This window comes from Roseateles sp. GW821-FHT09H10 (assembly GCF_059415865.1).
On the sequence record NZ_JBWKOB010000008.1, the window covers coordinates 54,529 to 74,065 of the forward strand.

General features: G+C 70.1%; 16 protein-coding genes and 1 tRNA gene. 8 read left to right on the top strand and 9 right to left on the bottom strand.

Annotated elements, in window-relative coordinates:
- Together fliQ and AC07OY_RS27695 are read right to left on the bottom strand one after the other, a co-directional pair.
- Positions 1 to 267, bottom strand: coding sequence for a flagellar biosynthesis protein FliQ (gene fliQ, locus AC07OY_RS27690; RefSeq protein ID WP_495045834.1), 267 nt, complete (start codon positions 265 to 267; stop codon positions 1 to 3).
- Between the two features lie 208 nt (positions 268 to 475).
- Complete coding sequence (locus AC07OY_RS27695) at positions 476 to 880, bottom strand: DUF1761 domain-containing protein (RefSeq protein WP_495045835.1); 405 nt, start codon at positions 878 to 880, stop codon at positions 476 to 478.
- An 87-nt stretch (positions 881 to 967) separates the two neighbouring features.
- Between AC07OY_RS27695 and AC07OY_RS27700 the strand changes: the two genes are divergently transcribed.
- On the top strand, positions 968 to 2,032 hold the full coding sequence (locus AC07OY_RS27700) for a sensor histidine kinase (RefSeq protein WP_495045836.1): 1,065 nt from the start codon (positions 968 to 970) through the stop codon (positions 2,030 to 2,032).
- Positions 2,029 to 2,805, top strand: a complete 777-nt coding sequence (locus AC07OY_RS27705) for a LytR/AlgR family response regulator transcription factor (RefSeq protein ID WP_495045837.1) — start codon at positions 2,029 to 2,031, stop codon at positions 2,803 to 2,805. Before AC07OY_RS27700 ends, AC07OY_RS27705 begins: the two co-directional genes overlap by 4 nt.
- 3 nt (positions 2,806 to 2,808) lie before the next feature.
- On the opposite strand, the gene AC07OY_RS27710 is transcribed toward AC07OY_RS27705, so the two are convergent.
- Positions 2,809 to 3,612, bottom strand: a complete 804-nt coding sequence (locus AC07OY_RS27710) for a substrate-binding periplasmic protein (protein WP_495045838.1) — start codon at positions 3,610 to 3,612, stop codon at positions 2,809 to 2,811.
- Positions 3,613 to 3,658: 46 nt separating this feature from the next.
- On the opposite strand from AC07OY_RS27710, the gene nadA reads away from it, so the two are divergent.
- Together nadA and AC07OY_RS27720 are read left to right on the top strand one after the other, a co-directional pair.
- Positions 3,659 to 4,762 carry a quinolinate synthase NadA gene (nadA, locus tag AC07OY_RS27715; protein WP_495045839.1) on the top strand — a complete coding sequence of 368 codons (1,104 nt, stop codon included), beginning with the start codon at positions 3,659 to 3,661 and terminating at the stop codon, positions 4,760 to 4,762.
- 44 nt (positions 4,763 to 4,806) lie between these two features.
- Entirely contained in the window at positions 4,807 to 5,097 is a 291-nt protein-coding gene (locus tag AC07OY_RS27720; protein WP_495045840.1) for a late competence development ComFB family protein, read from the top strand.
- Positions 5,098 to 5,156: 59 nt separating this feature from the next.
- On the opposite strand, the gene AC07OY_RS27725 is transcribed toward AC07OY_RS27720, so the two are convergent.
- The 5 genes from AC07OY_RS27725 to AC07OY_RS27745 form a co-directional block, all read right to left on the bottom strand.
- Positions 5,157 to 5,233 (bottom strand) — tRNA-Pro (locus tag AC07OY_RS27725).
- 111 nt (positions 5,234 to 5,344) lie between these two features.
- Positions 5,345 to 7,339, bottom strand: a complete 1,995-nt coding sequence (locus AC07OY_RS27730; RefSeq protein WP_495045841.1) for a peptidylprolyl isomerase — start codon at positions 7,337 to 7,339, stop codon at positions 5,345 to 5,347.
- Positions 7,336 to 8,067 (bottom strand): hypothetical protein, encoded by a 732-nt coding sequence (locus AC07OY_RS27735; RefSeq protein ID WP_495045842.1) that lies wholly within the window; start codon positions 8,065 to 8,067, stop codon positions 7,336 to 7,338. The genes AC07OY_RS27730 and AC07OY_RS27735 overlap by 4 nt, the downstream gene beginning before the upstream one ends.
- A 140-nt stretch (positions 8,068 to 8,207) precedes the next feature.
- Positions 8,208 to 11,432 (bottom strand): UvrD-helicase domain-containing protein, encoded by a 3,225-nt coding sequence (locus AC07OY_RS27740; RefSeq protein ID WP_495045843.1) that lies wholly within the window; start codon positions 11,430 to 11,432, stop codon positions 8,208 to 8,210.
- Positions 11,429 to 14,008: a PD-(D/E)XK nuclease family protein gene (locus tag AC07OY_RS27745; protein ID WP_495045844.1), complete on the bottom strand. Its 2,580-nt coding sequence runs from the start codon at positions 14,006 to 14,008 to the stop codon at positions 11,429 to 11,431. The genes AC07OY_RS27740 and AC07OY_RS27745 overlap by 4 nt, the downstream gene beginning before the upstream one ends.
- A 150-nt stretch (positions 14,009 to 14,158) precedes the next feature.
- On the opposite strand from AC07OY_RS27745, the gene trxA reads away from it, so the two are divergent.
- From trxA to AC07OY_RS27765, 4 genes are all read left to right on the top strand, one after another.
- On the top strand, positions 14,159 to 14,488 hold the full coding sequence (gene trxA / locus AC07OY_RS27750) for a thioredoxin TrxA (protein ID WP_394415468.1): 330 nt from the start codon (positions 14,159 to 14,161) through the stop codon (positions 14,486 to 14,488).
- A 250-nt stretch (positions 14,489 to 14,738) separates the two neighbouring features.
- Positions 14,739 to 16,004, top strand: coding sequence for a transcription termination factor Rho (rho, locus tag AC07OY_RS27755; RefSeq protein ID WP_119042197.1), 1,266 nt, complete (start codon positions 14,739 to 14,741; stop codon positions 16,002 to 16,004).
- A gap of 138 nt (positions 16,005 to 16,142) precedes the next feature.
- The gene (locus AC07OY_RS27760) at positions 16,143 to 16,394 is read left to right on the top strand and encodes a type B 50S ribosomal protein L31 (RefSeq protein ID WP_310268140.1); all 252 of its coding nucleotides are present in this window, start codon (positions 16,143 to 16,145) and stop codon (positions 16,392 to 16,394) included.
- A gap of 128 nt (positions 16,395 to 16,522) precedes the next feature.
- Positions 16,523 to 18,163: a hypothetical protein gene (locus AC07OY_RS27765; RefSeq protein ID WP_495045845.1), complete on the top strand. Its 1,641-nt coding sequence runs from the start codon at positions 16,523 to 16,525 to the stop codon at positions 18,161 to 18,163.
- Here AC07OY_RS27765 and phoR read toward each other — a convergent pair.
- Positions 18,157 to 19,524: a phosphate regulon sensor histidine kinase PhoR gene (gene phoR, locus AC07OY_RS27770; protein ID WP_495045846.1), complete on the bottom strand. Its 1,368-nt coding sequence runs from the start codon at positions 19,522 to 19,524 to the stop codon at positions 18,157 to 18,159. The two genes, AC07OY_RS27765 and phoR, sit on opposite strands and share 7 nt — an antisense overlap.
- Between the last annotated feature and the right edge of the window lie 13 nt (positions 19,525 to 19,537).

The following is a 19,537-nucleotide window of genomic DNA, read 5'->3' on the forward strand; positions in this document are numbered from 1 at the left end:
CTAGACCAGTTGCGGAATGGCCCGGATCAGATCGGCGCTGTAGGCCACCAGCTGCCCCAGCATCCATGGACCGGCCAGGATCAGGACCGCCACGCTGGCAAGCAATTTGGGGATGAAGGTGAGGGACATCTCCTGGATCTGCGTGACCACCTGCAAGATGCTCACGACCAGGCCGACGATCAGCACGGTCAGCAGCAGCGGCGCGGAAATGGCCACCGCCTTCCACATCAGCTGCGCGAAAAGGCGCAGCGAAACGTCTGAAGTCATGACGCCCCCCTCCCTAGAATCTGCTTCGATTCCTGCGTCGGCAGTTGGCCTGCCGATCACTTGGGGCCGATTCTTCTGCTGATTTCGGCGCGGATTTACAGGGAGAAGCACGCAACTCGCAGCCAGGACACGCAAACCCGCCTTGAAATTCGGCCGGCAGCGACTTGGGCCGCTGTCCTGAAACGTGCGGCAATCCTCGAAAACGAGCTCAGTGCCAGGCGCCCAGGATGGCGCCCATCACCGTATAGGCCACGACCTGGTAGCCGCTGTTGATCAGCCATAGCTTCAACGAGCGCTGCTCGAAGAGGTAGATGACGCCCAGGCTCATGGCCACCCAGCCCAGGCCGGTGGCGAAGCCGGCGAACAGGCCGAAGCTGAGCGTGGCCTTGGCGCCGAGGAAGGCGGCCAGGTTGAAGGCCATCACGAGGGAGGCCAGCGCCGACAGGCCGAAGAGGCGGACCATGTTCACCTGCTTGGTCTGCGCCTCGCTGAGCCCGGCCTCGGCCATCCAGGCCTTCTCGAAGGCGATGGGCGAGTACCAGAGCCCGCCGATCAGGAAGCTCGACAGCGCCGCCACAATGACCGCCGGGAAGTTGAATTGCACTGCGTCCATCGCAGACCCCTCTTGGTGAAGTTGTTGGTGCGGCGATGCTGGGGCGCGCCGATGCCCGGCAACAGCGGCCGCCCGCCGAAGTCGAAGATGAGTACGCCCAAAGCCGAAAAACCGCTGCTGAATCCGCCCACCCAGGCGCGCCTGGATGACCGGCTGCTGATGTGCGGCGGCTCGCTGGCCTTTGGCCTGGCCATCCCGTGGCTGACGGGGCTGTACGGCCCGCTGGGCCCCGGCGACGCGCGCTTCTGGGTCGGCTTTGCCGGCTTCATCGCGCTGGCCTTCGCCATCTGGGCCGGCAACCGCTGGCTGCTGTTCAAGCAGCGCGAACACCTGAACTGGTTCGCGCATCCGCTGCGCAAGCTGCTGATGCTGGTCAGCGCCAATGTGCTCTACACGGCGCCGCTGACGCTGGCCGCCATCTGGGCCTGGTTCCACGTCGCCGGCCGGCCGCTGGACGTCAACGCGCTGAAGCTGGTGGTGGCCACCAATGTCATCTGCGTGCTCTTCGTGACCCATGCCTACGAGACCATGTTCCTGATCCGCGAGCGCGAGTCGGACATGCTGCGCGTCGAGCGCCTGGAGCGCGCCCGCACCGAGGCCGAACTGGGCGCGCTGAAGGCCCAGGTCGACCCGCACTTCCTGTTCAACAGCCTCAACACCCTGGGCCATCTGATCGACAGCGACGCCCGCAGCGCCCGCGAGTTCAGCGACACCCTGGCCGAGATCTACCGCTATGTGCTGGACAGCCGCCAGCGCGACCTGGTGCCGCTGGACGAGGAGCTGGCCTTCCTGCGCCACTATCACCGTCTGCTGGCCCTGCGCTTTGGCGCCGCCATGCCGCTGCAGCTGGACCCGGCCTTGCAGACCGACGCATGGCTGGTGCCGCCGCTGGCCCTGCAGACCCTGCTGGAGAACGCCATCAAGCACAACGAGGCCAGCGCGGCCCAGCCGCTGACGGTGGGTTTCACGCTTGAAGGTGATCGCGTGCAGGCCCGCAACGCACTGCAGCCGCGCCGCAGCGCCCTGCCCTCCTCGGGCCTGGGCCTGGCCAATCTCGACGAACGCTGCCGCCTGCTGGCCGGCCGCGCGCTGGAGCGCCGCGTTGACGCCGGCGTGTTCGAAGTCACCATCCCCCTGCTGGCCCGCCCATGAAGATCTTCATTGCCGAAGACGAGACCCCGGCGCGCGAGCGCCTGACCGCCACGCTGTCCCGCGTCGCGCCCGAGGCCCGTGTGCTCGGCCACAGCGACACGGTGCAGGGTACGCTGGACTGGCTGGCCGCCCACCCCGCGCCCGACCTGCTGCTGCTGGACATCCAGCTGGCCGACGGCCTGTCGCTGGAGCTGTTCCGCGAGCGCCGCCTGGCCCTGCCGACCATCTTCACGACGGCCTACGACCAGTTCGCCCTGCAGGCCTTCCAGGCCCTGGCGGTGGACTATCTGCTCAAGCCCGTGTCCGACACGGCCCTGGCCCAGGCCCTGGCCAAGGCCGAGCAATGGCAGCGCCATTTCGACGCCCAGGCCAAGGCGCGCTGGGACCATCAGCTCGACGGCCTGCTGCAGCGCCTGAGCCCGCCGGCCGTCGGCCGCCAGCGCATCGTCGGCCGCAAGGGCGGCCAGCAGTTCCATGCGCTGGAGCTGGCCGACATCGCCTATTTCGTCTCGGTGGACAAGCTGTCATTCGCCATCACCCAGGACGGCGAGCGCTACCTCGTCGAGCCGACCTTGGGCGAGCTGGAGGAAGAGCTGGGGCCGCAGCGCTTCTTCCGCGCGAACCGCCAGCTGCTGGTGGCCGCCGGCGCGGTGCAGCGTTTCACGCCGGCCGGCAAGGGCCGGCTCAGGCTGGACCTCAGCCCGGCCCTGGACGGCGAACTGCTGATCAGCCAGGAGCGCGCCGCGGCCTTCAGGGCCTGGCTGGAGGGCTGAAGCTCAGCGGTAGCGCTGCAGCAGGCGCGTGAGTTCGCCGCGCTCGACCACCGTGCGCAGCGCCTGCTGCAAGCGGCGCGCCGGCAGTTGCGTCTTGCCGCCCAGCAGGCAATGCGTCACCGTCTGGGCGACCACCTGCAGGGCCTGCAGCTTCTCCGCGGGCGGGCGCTCGCGGTTGTACTGGGCCAGCACGAAGCGGTCGGCGACAGCCGCCTCGGTGCGGCCACGGGCCAGCTTCTCGAGCACGCCCTGCTGGGTGGCTGCGTCCTCGCGCACCAGATGGCCGGCATCGAAGAGGGGCCCCAGCTCCGCATAGCGATAGCCCAGCACCGTGCCCACGCGCAGGCCGCGCCGGGCCGTCAGGTCCAGCGGCTTGCCGTCGCCCTGGCCGGGTGCCACCGCCAGCACGTCCTCCACGACCACCATGGGCGGGCCGATGCGCTCCCGCCCCAGCGGCTGGGCCACCCACTTGGGACTCATCATGCACATCAGGTCGGCCTCGCCGGCATGCAAGGCCGCCTGGGTGCGCTTGGGCGGCAGCATCAGGTACTCCGGGCGGGCGTCCGCGGCTCGCGCGACGGCCTCCATCAGCTCGAAGGCCAGGCCGCCGACGGGATGGCCGTCCTTCAGCATCAGATAGGGCGCGGCCCAGTCCTCGCCGACGATGAAGCGCAGCGTCTGCGCCGGCTGCGCGGCGGCCAGCCCGGCCCACAGCGCCAGCGCTCCCGCCAGCCCCCGCGCCAGGGGCTTTGCCGCGCCGCCACCGGCCGGGGCGCCCGCGGGCGGACAATCCGCTGAAATCGACATGCCCCGAGTGTAGGAAGCCCAGCCACCACCGCACCGCATCCCCGACATGGAAACCCAGCTCTTCGACTACACCAAGCAGGACGCCGCCGGCACCTGCTCCACGGCCCATGCCTGGGCCAAGACACCGGCGCCGCTGTCGCCGCCCGAGCGCAGCGCGCTCACCGAGCGCGCCAAGGCCTTGCTGAAGAAGCACAACGCCGTGCTCGTCGCCCACTACTACGTCGACGGCTTCCTGCAGGACCTGGCGTGGGAGACCGGCGGCATCGTGTCGGATTCGCTGGAAATGGCCCGCTTCGGCCGCGACCACGCCGCCCAGACCCTGGTCGTCGCCGGCGTGCGCTTCATGGGCGAGACGGCCAAGATCCTCAGCCCCGAGAAGCGCGTGCTGATGCCCGACCTGGACGCCACCTGCTCGCTGGACCTGGGCTGCCCCGAGGACGACTTCGCCGCCTTCTGCGACGCCCACCCCGACCGCAAGGTGGTGGTCTACGCCAACACCAGCGCCGCCGTGAAGGCCCGCGCCGACTGGATGGTGACCAGCTCCTGCGCCCTGGACATCGTGTCCGACCTGCATGCCAAGGGCGAGAAGATCCTGTGGGCGCCCGACCGCCACCTGGGCCGCTACATCCAGGAAGAGACCGGCGCCGACATGCTGATGTGGAACGGCGCCTGCATCGTCCACGACGAGTTCAAGGGGCTGGAGCTGGAGCTGCTGCGCGAGCAGCATCCGGGCGCCCTGGTGCTGGTGCATCCGGAGTCGCCCAAGAGCGTCGTCGAGCAGGCCGATGTCGTCGGCTCGACCTCGGCCCTCATCAAGGCCGTCGTCGAAGGCACGGCGCCGGCCTATATCGTCGCCACCGACAACGGCATCCTGCACCGCATGCGCCAGCTGGCGCCGGGCAAGGTCCTCATCGAGGCGCCGACGGCCGGCAACAGCGCAACGTGCAAGAGCTGCGCCCATTGCCCCTGGATGGCGATGAACGGCCTGGCCAATCTGGTGGACTGCCTGGAAAGCGGCCAGCCCGAGATCCATGTGGACGAGGCGGTGCGGGTGAAGGCCCAGGGCTGCATCAACCGCATGCTGGATTTCGTCGCGGCGAGAAAGAGTGCCGCCGCTACGGGCATGACCCCGGGTATCGGCGCGGCCTGATGGCGCTATAAATCGGCATCTCACCGCGCACGACGAGGCCCGCCATGAATGCCGATTTCAGCTCCCTCTACAACCACCATGAGCGCGAGATCTTCGCGGCGGTGATGGCCTCGGCGCCGGACTACCCGGACATCGCCGCCAGCGGCGACCTGCTCTGCGACGTGGCCTGCGTCGCCCTGAACCGCCTGCCGCCGCGCTATATCCGCCACGAGGTGGACTTCAGCTTCTACCTGACCGAGCACGAACGCCTGGAGATCGACAACGCCATCGTCGAGGCGGTGTCCTATGCCTTCAACTTCGTGCAGGCGCGCACGGCACTGCGCTCGCGCAAGTAAGCCGCCCGGACATGAAAAACGGCCCGCCTCTCGCGAGGCGGGCCGTTGTTCGTTGTAGATGGTCGGGGCGGCGGGATTCGAACTCGCGACCCTCTGCTCCCAAAGCAGATGCGCTACCAGGCTGCGCTACGCCCCGATCAAGCCCGCCATTCTAGTGCCTGTTCCAGGTCCGGCCGAGGATAGCCGTCCGCGCGGGAGCAGAAAGACGTCCGCACGGGCGCCAGTGGGTGCCAGCCGCCGCCCAAACCTACCGCCCCTTGGCCTGCTCGGCTTTGCGTTTCAGGGACTCCATGATGCGGGCCTTCACCTGCTCGAAGCGGGGGAACTCGCGTGCCCTGACGTCGGTGACTTCGATGACATGCCAGCCGAACCGGCTCTGCACGGGCGCGTCGACGAGGCCGCGCGGTGACAGGCGCTTCACGGTGGCCGCGAAAGGCGGCGTGTAAAAGCTGGCCGGGCCCCAATCCAGGTCGCCGCCCTTGGCGGCGGATTCGGGGTCCTTGGAGCCTGGCTCAGTCTTGGCCACGGCCTCGAAGGGTTGGCCGGCACGGATCTTGTCCAGCGCCGCCTGCGCCTGCTCGCGCGTCTCCACCAGGATATGCCTCACCTTGTACTCCACGCGGCTCAGCGCTCCGAGGCGGTCGTACTCGTAGCGCGCCTGGGCTTGCGTGATGGGCAGGGTCGGCTGACGGACGCTGATGCCAGGCAGTTCGCCATCCAGCAGGTCCACGTCGCGTCCCGCCACCCGCCCGCTGGCCACCAGCGCCTCCAGCGCGAGGCGGGCTTGCGCCGCCTGGCCTCGGGCGTTCAGCACGCGGGCGGCATAGAACTGCAGGCTGGCCCACTCCGGCCGGCTGGCGGGCGCCTTGAGCGCGGCATGGGCCAGCGGCACGTCGGCCTCGGTGGGCTGGCGCGCCGTCATCAGCGCCGCCAGCTGCCAGGCGGTGTCCCGGGTCTCCTTGGCCCGCTCCAGGGCGTGGGCATGCTCGGCGTCGCAGGTTGCGGCGTCAGCGGGGTTGTACAGGTCGGCGCAGGCCTGCACGGTGACGATGAAGTCAAACCACTCGCGCTTGCGGAATTCGGCGGCCATCGCCCCCTGTGGGCGATCGGGCGAGAAGCGAGGGTAGAGCTGCTGGAACTGGTCCAGCGCGCCATAGGCATAGGGGCTGACCTCGAGGCGGTCCAGCGCATCCATCGCCGCCCGCAGCGGCACGATGGGGTGCAATTGCAGCAGCGCCCGCCGCACCGTGTACTTGACGGCCGGGTGCACTGGCGCCAGCGTGGCGTCTGCCAGGACCGCCTTGGAGCGGGTGTCGATCTCCTTGAGCGCAGCCTCGGTGCGAACGCGGCTGCGGGCGGCTGCCTCGGCGACGGCCGCGTTGAACTCAGCACCCCGCAAGCCGCGCCGGGTCCAGGCGTCGGCGACGGCCGCATCCCAGTCCGCATCACGGGCGGCACCACGCACCACGCTGCGCAGCGCGGCCAGCGCGGCCCAGGAACGCATGGGGTGGCCCGGTGTGGCGGCGATGGCGTCAAAGGCCTGGCGCGCAGGCAAGAACTCGTCCCCGTAGAACAGCGCAGCGGCGCGCTGGTAGGCGTTGAGCGCCCTCAGCTTGGCTGGCGCATTGGCAGGCAACACGGCGGGCAGCGGCAGCGGCTTGGTGCCGGGCCTCCAGGAGCAGCGCGCGAAGACGGCGTCCTGGCCGGCCACCCAGGCCTGGCGGTCGGCAGGCTTCAGCGCCTTGTCAGCCACCAGCTCGCCCAGCGTTCGCGCAGCCAGCGCGTAGGCGCCGGAGCCGCACTGGCCTTCGACGAATTCGAACTCCACCGGCCCCTTGGACTTGATGCTCCGGTAGTAGTCCGGCATCACGGCGGGCGCCTTGGGCTGCACTTCCTCGCGAGCGTCCTTCCAGGCCTGCAGCGCGTCGACGCCCTCCTCCTCGGCGAACTTGCCCCCGCTGACCCAGCTGCCGATGCGGTCATGGCTTTCATTGGCCAGGGCGCCCACGGGCAGGTGCATCACCCGCCACGCCACGTACAGGGATGCGCGGCCATAGCCGGCGCGGATGAGGCCCAGCTCGCCGTGCGCATAGGCGCGGCTGTCCACGGGGCCGGTGATCGGCTCCTCGTAGGTGGAGCGCAGCGTCTGGGGCAGATCGTTCTCGTTGAAGTCGGCGGCATGGCCCAGGGGCGCAAGGCCGAGGGCGCCAACGGCGGCAAACGCGAGGCAAAGATGCTTCATGGGATGAGATGGCGAGGAGGTCGGGAAGGGTTGGCCCAGGCGCTGGCATCGAACCAATAGGGCCGCGTGGCGCGGGCCAGCAGCGCGGGTGTGGGCGGGTCGTGCGTTGCAAAGCCCAGCGCGGGGCCCCGGCAGCGGCGCGCGAGAGCAGCGTCTCCCCGTTCGAAGCGGCGACGCCAGTCATCGGCATGGGGCCCCAGGCGGTAGAGCATGGGCACCACTTCGTCCACGCTCAATCTGTCGAGCCAGTCGCCTTGCGTGCACCAGTGGGCCAGCACGGTCACGCTCAAGCGCACGCCGGCCGGCAAGGCCTCGCGCACGCTGGCGATGAGGGATCGATAGGCCTCGCGCTGGCGGAGCGGCGCCTCGAAGTCCAGTTGCACCAGGCCCGCGCCCCTGCCCGCCTGGCGGCGCATGGCCGCCACGATGGCGTCGCGCTGCGCGGGTGTGAAGTTGTCCGGCGCATCGGCGGCAGCCTCGACATGCACCACCGGTACCAGGCGAATCCCGGGCGGCAGCGCCAGCGGCTGCCTGCGCCCGCCATGCTCCACGCGGTTGGCTCGCAGCATCAAGGACTCCGTCAGCACGGCAGCTTCGCGATACGGAAGTCCCGTGGCCTTGCCCTGGGGCAGCGGGCCATTGCTGTCGGGCCAGATCCAGGCCACGCCACCTGCAAGCGAGGCCGCGACTTCCATCGCCGAAATGGACGACGCGGCACGGGCCGACACGCCGGCCATGCAAGTCAACAAGCCAGCAACAACGCACGCGATCGCCCGGCGCATGCCGCCGGGGCGTCGATGGGGTTCCCTCATCGGTGCGGCCTCCCTCCGCGGCGCGGAGTCTACGGGCTCGTCGCGGGGCGGCCGCCCTAGCTGACCTCGATGAAGCGCCCCGTGCCGCTGATCAGCGCGGCCTTCACGACCTCTCCGGGCTGCAGCGCCTGCACCGCCGCCACATAGCCGCGCATCTGCTCCAGATAGGCCGGCTCGCGCTCCGGCGTGGCACCGAGCTTGTAGTCCAGCACCCACCAGCTGCCGTCGCGGCGCTGCACGAGGCGGTCGATGCGCTGGTCTTCGCCGCCTTTTGCAGCGGACGCCACGGCCAATTCGTTGCCGGCCCAGAGCAGTTCGGCCGGATCGAAGAAGGGCTGGCAGTCGGGGCTGTCGAGGATGGCCCTGGCTGCGCGCGCATGCTGCTCGCGGGCCTTGGCGTCCAGGCCGAAGGCCTGGGCCGATGCGGCCAGCAGCGCGTCCAGAGGCTGGGTCTGGCCCGGGGCCGAGACCCACTCCAGCGCGCGATGCAAGGCTTCACCCACCTTGGCTTCACGTTCGTTGCGGGCCGTGCCGTCACGCACCGGTGCGGCGGGCGGCGCCTGCCAGCGCGGCAGCGGCGCGAGCCGCGGTGCGACGGTGTCGGCGCGCGCCGCCTTGTCCAGCGCGAAGGGCCAGCGGCGGGACAAAGGCTGCAGGCGGTCCCACCAGCTCGTGGCCTGGCTGCGGCCGGGCGTGTGGCTGAGCACGATGGCGCGGCGCGCCCGCGTCAACGCGACGTAGAGGCCGTTCAGCTCCTCGCGTTCGCGGGCGACGCGCTCGTCGTCGACCAGGGCCTGCAGCGACGGCGGCGGCCTGGCTTCCGAGGCCAGGAAGGCGGCGCGATTCGGCGACAGCTGGCCGACCGGCCAGTCCAGCAGCAGCCCGAGAGTCTCGGCCTTGGGAGGCGCGGCATCGGTGTCGAGCAGGAAGACGACCTCGGCCTCCAGGCCCTTGGCGCCGTGGATGGTCAGCAGCTGCACGGCGTCGGGCGCCGCGGCGGGCACGAACTTGATGGGCCGGCTCTTCAGCGCGCGCACAAAGCCATAGAGCTGGGCATAGCGGCCACCATCCAGGTCCAGGGCCGCATGCAGCAGGGCCTGCACGCTTTGCAGTCGCACGGCGGCGTCGGCCGCGGGCACGGCAGCCGTGATGCGAGCGAGCAGGTCGCCCTCATCGACGATGCGGTCCAGCAGCTCGTGCGGCGTGCGCAGGCGGGCCTGCTCGGCCCAGTCGCGCAGCAGGGCCTGCGCACGCGACAGCGCCGGGCCGGGCGAAACCAGGTCCTGCAGGGCGTCCCACCAGCGATGGCGTTCGATGGCCGGGCGGCCCAGCCACTCGGCCGTGCCGGCGGCCTCGGCCAGGGTCAGCAGATCGGCCTCGGTGACGCCAAACAGCGGGCTGCGCAGCGCATGGGCCAGGGACAGGTCGTGCCCCGGCGAGGCCAGCACGTCCAGCAGGGCCAGCAGGTCGGCCACGTCGGGCAGCCCGGCCAGCGGCTGCTCCTCGGGCGCCGCATGAGGCACGCCGGCAGCCGTCAGCGCCTCGCTGAGCTGACGCAGCGGGTCGCGCTTGCGGGCCAGCACGAAGAGATCGCCGGGCTTGAGCTCGGGCCGCTCGCGCAGCAGGCCCACGATGGCCGCGCAGACGCGCTCGCACTCGGGGGCGCGCCGGCTGATCTCGGCCTCGTGGCGGGCCTCGCTCAGGCTGGGGCGCCAGCGCAGCGGGTCGGCGTCCTCGGCCGTTGGGGCCGCCTTGACCCCGGCGTCCAGGGCCCACAGGCCGGCCAGTTCGTCCACCTGGGCGACCTCGGTGGTGTGCAGGCGAAAACCCTCGTAGTCGCCGGCGCGCTGGGCGATGTCGAAAGCGGCATTGACGACGGCCAGCACCTCGGGCGCGTTGCGCCGCGTGTGGTCGCAGGCCAGGCGCACACCGGCCAGGCCTTCGCAGACAAAGTCCTGGGCCGCGGCAAACACGCGCGGGTCGGCGCGGCGGAAGCGGTAGATGCTCTGCTTGGGATCGCCGACGATGAAGACGCACAGCGGCGAGCCCGCGCCCGCGCCGGCATAGGCAGACAGCCAGCCGTGCAGGGCCTGCCATTGCAGCGGGCTGGTGTCCTGGAATTCGTCGATGAGCAGATGGCGCACCTGGGCATCCAGGCGCTGCTGCACCCAGCCGGCCGTCTGGCCGTCGGCCAGCAGGGCCAGGGCGCCCCGCTCCAGGTCATTCATGTCGACCAGGCCGCGCTCGCGCTTGAGGCCTTCGAAGGCATCCACCAGCACCAGGGCGAGGCGGCGCATGGCGGCGTGCTCTTCGGAAGCCTTCTGCTGGGCGATGGCCGCGCGCAGGCGCTGCAGTTCTTCGCAGAGTTCGTCCAGATCGGGGCTGTCGACACCGAGCTTGCGCGGCTCGGCCTTCTGCGTGAAGAGCGCCGCGAAGCAGGCGTCGAAGTCCTCAGCCTGCTCCAGCGCCACGGCCGCATCCTGGGCCTTCTTGCCCTTGGCCTGGCCGAGCTGGCGAGCGAGGTCCTTCAGCGGCTCGCGCAGATGGCCGAAGTACAGCTCCGGCGTCGTGCCCAGCAGGTCGACCGCGCCGGGCAGGCTGGCCTCCAGCACGCCGGCCGACTCCGACAGGCGCAGCTCGACGCGCTTGGCAAAGGCCCCGAGCAGCCACTCGCGCAGATTGAAGCGGCCGCGCGATTGCGTCAGCGCCTGGAAGTCGGCGCGCAGCGCCTCGTCGGCCAGCACGGCGACATGGAAGCGCCGCCACAGCGTCGGCATCAGCTCTTCCTCGTCCTCGACGAGCTGCAGCTCGGGCGCGATGCCCTGGGCCTGCAGGAAAGCCAGCGGCGCGGCGCGCAGCAATTGCGAGAACCAGCCGTGGAAGGTGCGCACCTCGACGGCACGGCCGCCGCGCAGCAGTTCAGCCTGCAATGTCGCGAGGCGCGGCCTGAGCACGACGGCTTCGTCGGCGGAGACACCCCGCTGGCGCAAGGCCGCGACCTGCTCGGCCTCGGGCGCGTGGGCGAACTCGGCCAGCCATTCCGCCAAGCGCTGGCGCATCTCGCCGGCGGCCTTGCGGGTGAAGGTGATGGCGACGATCTGCTGCGGTTCGGCACCCGCCAGCAGCCCTCGCAGGATGCGCGAGACCAGCATCCAGGTCTTGCCGGCGCCGGCGCAGGCCTCGACGACGATGCTGCGCGCCGGGTCGCAGGCCAGCTCGTAGAAGCGCTCACGTGGGACGCGGTAGCCGTCGGCCCAGTAGGCGAGTTCGGCGCCGCTCATGTCCAGTCGTCCTTTCTGCAGAGGCCGCGCGCCTCGCAGTAGTCACACACCCGGCCCTCGCCCAACGCCGGCAGCGGCGCGCCCTCGCGCAGGGCCGTGAGGTCGGCTTGCAGGCCATCGCGCAGGGCCAGGGCGGTGTCGCTGACGTCTTCGTGCGGCAGCAGCGCAACGCCCTTGCCGTCATCGAGCACGAGATAGGCTGCCTGCAAGCCCCTCTCGGCGCCGCTCAGCAATGCATAGGTGGCGAGCTGGGTGTCCTCCAGCTTGGCGGCCACCTTCTCCTTCAACGCCTTGGCATCGCCGGTCTTGTAGTCCAGCAGCCAGGTCACGCCCTTCTCATCGTCGATGCGGTCGATACGGCCTTTCACGACCACGCCGTCCAGCGGTGCCGAGAAGGGCCGGGCCTCGCGATCCACTTCGCCGGCGGCGTAAAGCTGGCCGGCGGCCTCGGTCTCGGCCAGCCAGGCCAGATAGTGGGGTCTCAGCCTCTCGAAGGCCGCCGAGAAGGGCAGGAAATCGGCGGCGTCCAGCAGGGCCAGTTCGGCCTCGGCGGCGGCACGCAGGGCTGCGTCGTCATCATCGCCCCGCGCTTCGTGGAAGCGCTTCAGCACCGCATGCAGCCAGGTGCCGTAGTCCCGCTTGCTGAGTTCCTGCTCCAGCTCGTCGGCCTCGCGCAGACCGAGCAGCACGCGGCTGAAGAACTGGTAGGGGCAGTTGCGCAGCGCGTCGATGGCGCTGGCGCTGAGGGCGGCGGGCAGGCGGCCACCGGCATCGGCGGCGGAGCGCCCCTGGGGCTGCTCGGCCACGGCGACGCGCGCGCGCTCGTCAATCCAGTGAGGCAGAGCGAGACCGGCCTTCGCCGCCGCCCCCGCCAGGCGCTCCAGCAGCGGGCTGGGCGGCAAGGGCTCGGCGCCCGCGAAGGCGCAACGCAGCAGCGTCACGACCGGCGTGCGCAGCAGTTGGGCGAAACCCAAGGCCTCGGCTTCGCGCCTCTCGGCCAGGCTGGGCAGGCCCAGGGCCGCCGCGTCGGCATCGGCGAGCAGGCCGGCCTGCGGATTCACGGGGCCGAGGGTCGCCGCATCGGCGCCGGGCAGGACGATGGCGCCGAAAGGCCTCAGCATGGCGCGGGCCAGCGGCGTGATGACGACTTCGGCCGCACCCGCCTCCTCGGCGGGCTCGAACTGCGCGGCCTCCAGCGTGTCGTTGACCCAGGCCAGGAATTCGTCGGGCCGCAGCCGTGTCTGCGCCAGAGCGGCCTCGTGGGCGCTGCCGGGCCATGTCTTGCGCGAAATCCACAAGGCCTCGAGCAGCGCCTCGCCGCCCTCGACTTCGGCCAGCGGGGCCAGCCCGTTCAGCGCCTGCCCGAGTGCGACCAGCCAGCCGCCGAGGGAGCGCGAACCGCCGGCCAGCGGCTCCAGCTGGCTGCGCGCGCGCTGCCAGACGGCGCCGACGGCAGGCAGCAGCGTGGCGGCGTCGAGCTGGGCTGCCTGGCGCCAGCCCAGGCGGCGGCAGCGCGACTCCAGGCCGGCCAGGCCTTCGGCATCCCAGCCCTTGGCGAGGGCCGATTTCAGCCAGGCCAGCCAGTCGTCCACGGCGCCGCCGGCCAGAGCAGCGCGCAGCAGGGCCATGACGGCGGCGGCCGCCGGGGTCGTCGCCAGCGTCCAGCCGGTTTCGTCGTGCACCGGCACATGCTGACGGGCCAGCAGGGCCCGCACGCGGCGGATGACGACGCGGTCCTGGGCCAGCAGGGCCACCGGCCGACGGCCGGCGTTCAGGTGCTGGATGACGGCCGTAGCGGCCTGGGCGGCGAGGGTCTCGAAGTCCGGCGCGACGGCGGCTTGCACCCGCGCGGTGGGCGTGAAGCCGCTCCAGGCCTGATCGAGGTCGAGGTCGGCATCCAGGCACAGCGTCGGCACATCGCCGGCCTGGGCAAGCAGGGTGCGGGACAGGGGGTCGGGTCCGCCGACGCGCAGCCAGATCCAGGCGCTCGGGCGCAGCGTGAACAGCGTGTCGGTGGCCGGGCGGCGCTCGTCCGACGCCACCCAGGCCAGGGCGACCTGGGCCAGCGCGCGCTCCATCAGGCCAGGGCCGGCGTCCAGGGCGGCGAGGCGCTGGCGTGCATCGTCCAGGAAGACGGGACGATCCAGCGGCGGCACCTGGGCGGCGGCGCGGGCCAGGGCCTGGGCCGTGTCGACCAGGCGGGCCAGGGCCACGCGGTAGTCGCGCGGGCTGCTGCGCTTGAGGGGCTCGACCCAGCTCTGGCCGGCCAGCAGGCGGTCGGCCGTGAAGGCATCGATGGCGGCATCGCCAGAAAGCTGATCCGGCGCCGCCAGCGTGGCCGGGCCCAGGGCCGAGGCCAGGCTGTGGCTGGTGGTGATGCGCGGCATCCAGCCGCCGCGGGCCAGGAAGGCGCGCCGCGCCGGGGCCAGCTGCTGGGCAAAGGGCAGCAGCAGCACGGCGTCGCGCAGCGGCGCACCCTGGCCGGCCAGCCAGTCGGCGCAGGTGGCGGCGACGCGGCGCCAGAAGGTTTCGATGTCTTCCCCGGGCGCCAGGCCCAGGTTCAATGCCTGTTGCACTTGTAAAGCGGGCCTCCCGCCCTGATGTTTGCCACTGCTTCGGTCACCCTCGTGACCGTCCGGTCAAAAGTGGCTATGTCACAATGATTTTGCCTATTCGGACGGCGCCGCACGGCGACCGCCAACCCTTTGAGGCCAAGGAACCCTCCCATGAGCAGCGAATTGATCAAGCATGTTTCCGACGCGTCCTTCGACGCCGACGTGATCCAGTCCGGCAAGCCGGTGCTGGTGGACTACTGGGCCGAGTGGTGCGGTCCCTGCAAGATGATCGCGCCCATCCTGGACGAGGTCGCCACCGGCTACGGTGAGAAGCTGCAGGTCGCCAAGATGAACGTCGACGAGAACCGCGAAGTGCCGGCCAAGTTTGGCATCCGTGGCATCCCGACGCTGATGCTTTTCAAGGACGGCCAGCTCGCCGCCACCAAGGTCGGCGCCCTTTCCAAGGCCCAGTTGACCGCCTTCCTCGACGCGAACCTATAATCGCGTCCAACTGCTGCAGCGCATGTCGCACCTCCCGGTGCCCCGCTGCAGCAGCCAAAGCCAACACGCCCCGGGCTTCTCGATCTCGAATCGGGAGCCCAGCCAGCGTGGCCTCGGCTCCCCCTCCCCCACTTTCTGAATCCGCATCGCTCGCTGTTTGAGTGACGCCTTTTCGGTCCTTTCCCCGGGGCGGCCGTGGATTCGCCGTTGCGCCTTGGCTGGCGCTGCGGCCCCTGACGGGTGTTCACCCATGCATCTTTCCGAACTCAAAGCGCTCCACGTTTCCGCCCTCATCGAGATGGGCGAGGCGCTGGAGATCGACAACGTCACCCGCCTGCGCAAGCAGGAGCTGATGTTCGCCATCATGAAGAAGCGCGCCAAGGCTGGCGAGCAGGTCTTCGGCGATGGCGTGCTCGAAGTCCTGCCTGACGGCTTCGGCTTCCTGCGCTCGATCGAGGCCAGCTACATGGCCTCCACGGACGACATCTACCTGTCGCCCAGCCAGATCCGCCGCTTCAACCTGCACACCGGCGACCTGGTGGAAGGTGAAGTGCGCGTGCCCAAAGACGGCGAACGCTACTTTGCTCTGGTCAAGGTCGACCGCGTCAACAACCAGACGCCCGAGGAGAGCAAGAACAAGATCATGTTCGAGAACCTGACGCCGCTCTTCCCGAAAGAGCAGTTCAAACTCGAACGTGAAAACTTCAAGGGCGAAGAAAACATCACTGGCCGCATCGTCGACATGATCGCGCCGCTCGGCAAGGGCCAGCGCGCCCTGATCGTGTCGCAGCCCAAGACCGGCAAAACCGAGATGATGAAGAGCCTGGCGCATGCGCTGGTGGCCAACCATCCGGACTGTCACCTCATCGTGCTGCTCGTCGACGAGCGCCCCGAGGAAGTGACCGAAATGATCCGCACCGTGCGCGGCGAGGTCATCAGCTCCACCTTCGACGAACCGGCCGCCCGCCATGTGCAGGTCGCCGAGATGGTCATCGAGCGCGCCAAGCGCCTGGTGGAACTGAAGAAGGACGTGATCATCCTGCTGGACTCGATCACCCGCCTGGCCCGCGCCTACAACAACGTGCTGCCCAGCTCCGGCAAGGTGCTGACCGGCGGTGTGGATGCCAACGCCCTGCAGCGCCCCAAGCGCTTCTTCGGCGCCGCGCGCAATATCGAGGAAGGCGGCTCGCTGACCATCATCGGTACGGCCCTGATCGACACCGGCTCCAAGATGGACGAGGTGATCTACGAAGAGTTCAAGGGCACCGGCAACTGCGAAATCCACCTGGATCGCCGCATGGCCGAGAAGCGCGTCTACCCGTCCATCCTGATCAACAAGTCGGGCACCCGCCGTGAAGAGCTGCTGCTGAAGCCGGAAATCCTGCAAAAGAGCTGGATCCTGCGCAAATTGCTCTACAACATGGACGAAATCGAGGCGATGGAGTTCATCCTCGACAAGATGAAGGCGTCGAAGAACAACCTGGACTTCTTCGACATGATGCGGCGCGGCGGGTGATCCTTCTCACCCCAAGCTAGCCAAACCGCAGGGAAGCCGGCTACAATCGCCGGTTTTCCGCCCAGACACCCTGGAAAGTGCGTCCACTGCAACCAAAAATGCGGTCGGCGTGGCTCCCAACCTAGCCAAGAGGTTCCCATGAAAGACGGCATTCACCCCAACTACCGCGACGTGGCGTTCATCGACCTGTCGAACGGTTTCCAGTTCGTCACGCGCTCGACCGTGCAGACCAAGGAAACCACCGAGATCGACGGCAAGACCCTGCCGCTGGTGAAGCTGGAAACCACCAGCGAGTCGCACCCCTTCTACACGGGCACGCAAAAGAGCGTGGACAACCTGGGCGGTCGCGTCGAGAAGTTCCGCAACAAGTTCGCTCACCTCAAGAAGTAATTCTTGGCGCGGCGTCCACGCCGCGGGTGACCACAAGGGCAGCTTCGGCTGCCCTTTGTCATTTGCGAGTCAGCGCCGCCCTGGCGGAACTGCGGCATGATCCCGCCACTTCAAGAATCCCCCAGCGCGTGAATCTCCCCACTCCCGCCATCGTCGCCGAGCGCGGCGTCGAGCGCCTGCCGCGCCTGGCGCTGATCCTGCTGTGCGCGGCCTATGTGATCCCCGGCATCTTCGGCCGCGATCCCTGGCGCAATGCCGACCTGACGGCCTTTGGCTTCATGGCCAGCATTGCCGAGGGCCATGCGCCCTGGTGGCAGCCGGCGATTGCAGGCATTCCCGCCGACGGCGGCCCCCTGCCCTACTGGCTGGGCGCCCTGGCCATCAAGGCCCTGCCCTTCCTCGATGGGCCCGTCGCCGCCCGCCTGCCCTATGCCTTCGTGCTGGTCGGCGTGCTCGTGGCCGTCTGGTACACCTGCTTCCATCTCGCCCGCACCGAAGCGGCCCAGCCGGTGGCCTTTGCCTTCGGAGGCGAAGCCCAAGCCGTGGACTACGCGCGTGCCCTGGCCGACGGCGCCCTGCTGGCGTTGATGGCATCGCTGGGCCTGCTGCAGCTGGGCCACGAGACGACGCCGGAGCTGATGCAGCTGCTGGCCATCTCGGTCTACCTCTACGGCTTGGCCGCCGCGCCGTTCAGGCAGGGCCGCGCGCGCATCGCCGTGCTGCTGGCCCTGCCCGTGCTCGCCGCCAGCGGCGCACCCGCCGTCGCCTGCGCCCTCGGCGTGCTGGGCCTGCTGCTCAACCATCGCTCCAGCTACGACGAGGCCAAGGGCCAGCGGATCTGGCTGCTGGCCTCGCTGACGCTGGCCATCGTGGCCGCCTGGGCCTTCGATGGCTGGGCCTGGCGGGTACGGCCGGGGGTGCAGTTCGCCTCGCTGCTCAGCCTGCTGGCCTGGTTCTGCTGGCCGTCCGGCCCGCTGGCGCTGTGGACGCTGTGGCGCTGGCGCCGCCACGGCCTGCGCCGGCACATCACGGTGCCCGCCATCGCGCTGCTGGTGCCGCTGGTGGCCTGCATCACCATGGATGCCTCGGAACGCGCCCTGCTGCTGGCCCTGCCCTCGCTGGCCATCCTGGCCGCCTTCGCGCTGCCGACGCTGAGCCGCAGCGTCTCGGCCGCGGTGGACTGGTTCTGCGTCTTCATCTTCTCGGCCGTCGCGCTGTTCGGCTGGCTCTATTACGTATCCATGCACACCGGCTGGCCGGCCCGGCCCATGGCCAATCTGCGCCGCCTGGCCGAGGGCTTCGAGCCGCAGTTCAGCGTGCTCGCCCTGGTGTTGGCCATCGCCGCGACGCTGGCCTGGCTGGCCCTGGTGCGCTGGCGCACGGCACGGCATCGCCATGCGTTGTGGAAGAGCCTGGCACTGCCCGCCGGCGGCGTGGCCCTGGGCTGGCTGCTGGTCATGAGCCTGCTGCTGCCGCCGCTGGACTATGCGCGCAGCCTGGCGCCACTGGCGGCGCGGCTGAAGGCGCGCATGCCCACCGAGGTCTCCTGCGTGGCCGCACCCGGCCAGAACCTGGCAACACTGGCGGCGCTGGAGTGGCATGGCGGCTGGCTGGTGAAGGGCCGGGGCTCGCTGAGCGCCTCGGGCTGCAGCCATGCCGTCATCAGTGCGGGACAGCCGACACCCAAGGGCTGGCAAGTCCTGGCTCAGGTCAAGCGACCGACAGACCGCAGCGGCAGCGCCGGCCTCGTGCTGCTGAAGCGTCAGTGATCTGACAGCGCCGCCGCGTTGAAGGCGGCTTCGTCGCCCAGCGCCGAATCACTGGCCTGGCGCACGCGAGCGGCCGGGAAGACGAGGCGGAAGCGCGAGCCCTTGCCGACGTCGCTCTGGATCATCAGCTCGCCGCCATGGCGCTGCATGACGTGCTTGACGATGGACAGGCCCAGGCCGGTGCCGCCCGTCTCGCGCGAGCGGCTGCCGTCGACGCGGTAAAAGCGCTCGGTCAGGCGCGGAATGTGTTCGCGCGCGATGCCCGGGCCGGTGTCGATGACGGTCAGCTCGCCGTCGCCACCCTCCAGCAGCCGCCAGGCCACCTCGACCTCGCCGCCATCGGGTGTGTAGCGCACCGCGTTGGTCACGAGGTTGGCGATGGCGCTGAGCAGTTCGCTCTCGATGCCGGCCAGTTCCATGTTGGCCTCGGGCCTGAGGTGCAGCTGGTGGCGGCCGGCGGACAGCACTTCGGCATCGGCGGCGATGCGCAGCAGCAGGCCATCCAGGCCCACCCAGCGGTCCGGCGCCGGGCGCGGGCTGCCTTCGAGCTGGGCCAGCGTCAGCAGATCGGCGACGAGGGTCTGCATGCGCTGGGTCTGCTGGTTCATCAGCACCAGCACGCGTTCGCGCTCCACCGCCGTCAGCGGCAGGGTGTGCATGGTCTCGATGAAGCCGGACAGCACGGTCAGCGGCGTGCGGATCTCGTGCGAGACATTGGCGACGAAATCGCGCCGCATGGCCTCGGAACGCACGCGCTCGGTCACGTCCAGCGACAGCACCAGGCGCATGCCCTCGCCGTACTCCCGCACGATGATGGACAGCGTGCCCGGGCTGCGGCCATTGCCCAGCACCAGGGGCTCGGCAAAGGTGCCGGCCTGCAGATAGGCGACGAAGGCCGGCGCCCGCACGAGGTTGGTGATGCGCTGGCGCAGGTCGCGTTGCGGGTCCAGCGCAAAGTGGTCGGCCGCGACGCGGTTGCACCAGACGATCTGCTCCTGCGGGTCCAGCATCAGCACGCCATTGGGCGAGGCCTCGATGGCGGACAGGAACTGCTCCAGCTCCAGCCGCGCCCGGCCCACGGCGCGGTCGCGGTCGCGCACCGCGCGCTCGATGCGATAGCCGACCTCGCCCCACAGGCCGGTGTCGCGCGGCGCGTTCTCGAGCTGGTTGCCGCGCAGCCAGTTGAGCAGGCGATGGCCGCGCACGGCGTCGACCCCCATCATCAGCACAACGCCGCTGACGACACCTAGCCCCAAGCCCAGGGCGTCGATGCCCGTGGCGGTCCGGACGGCGACGCCAATGACGAACCCGAGCAGCGCGGCCGCGAGGGCCATCAACAGTCGGGGCAGCAGCCAGGTCATTGAGGGCGGGGAA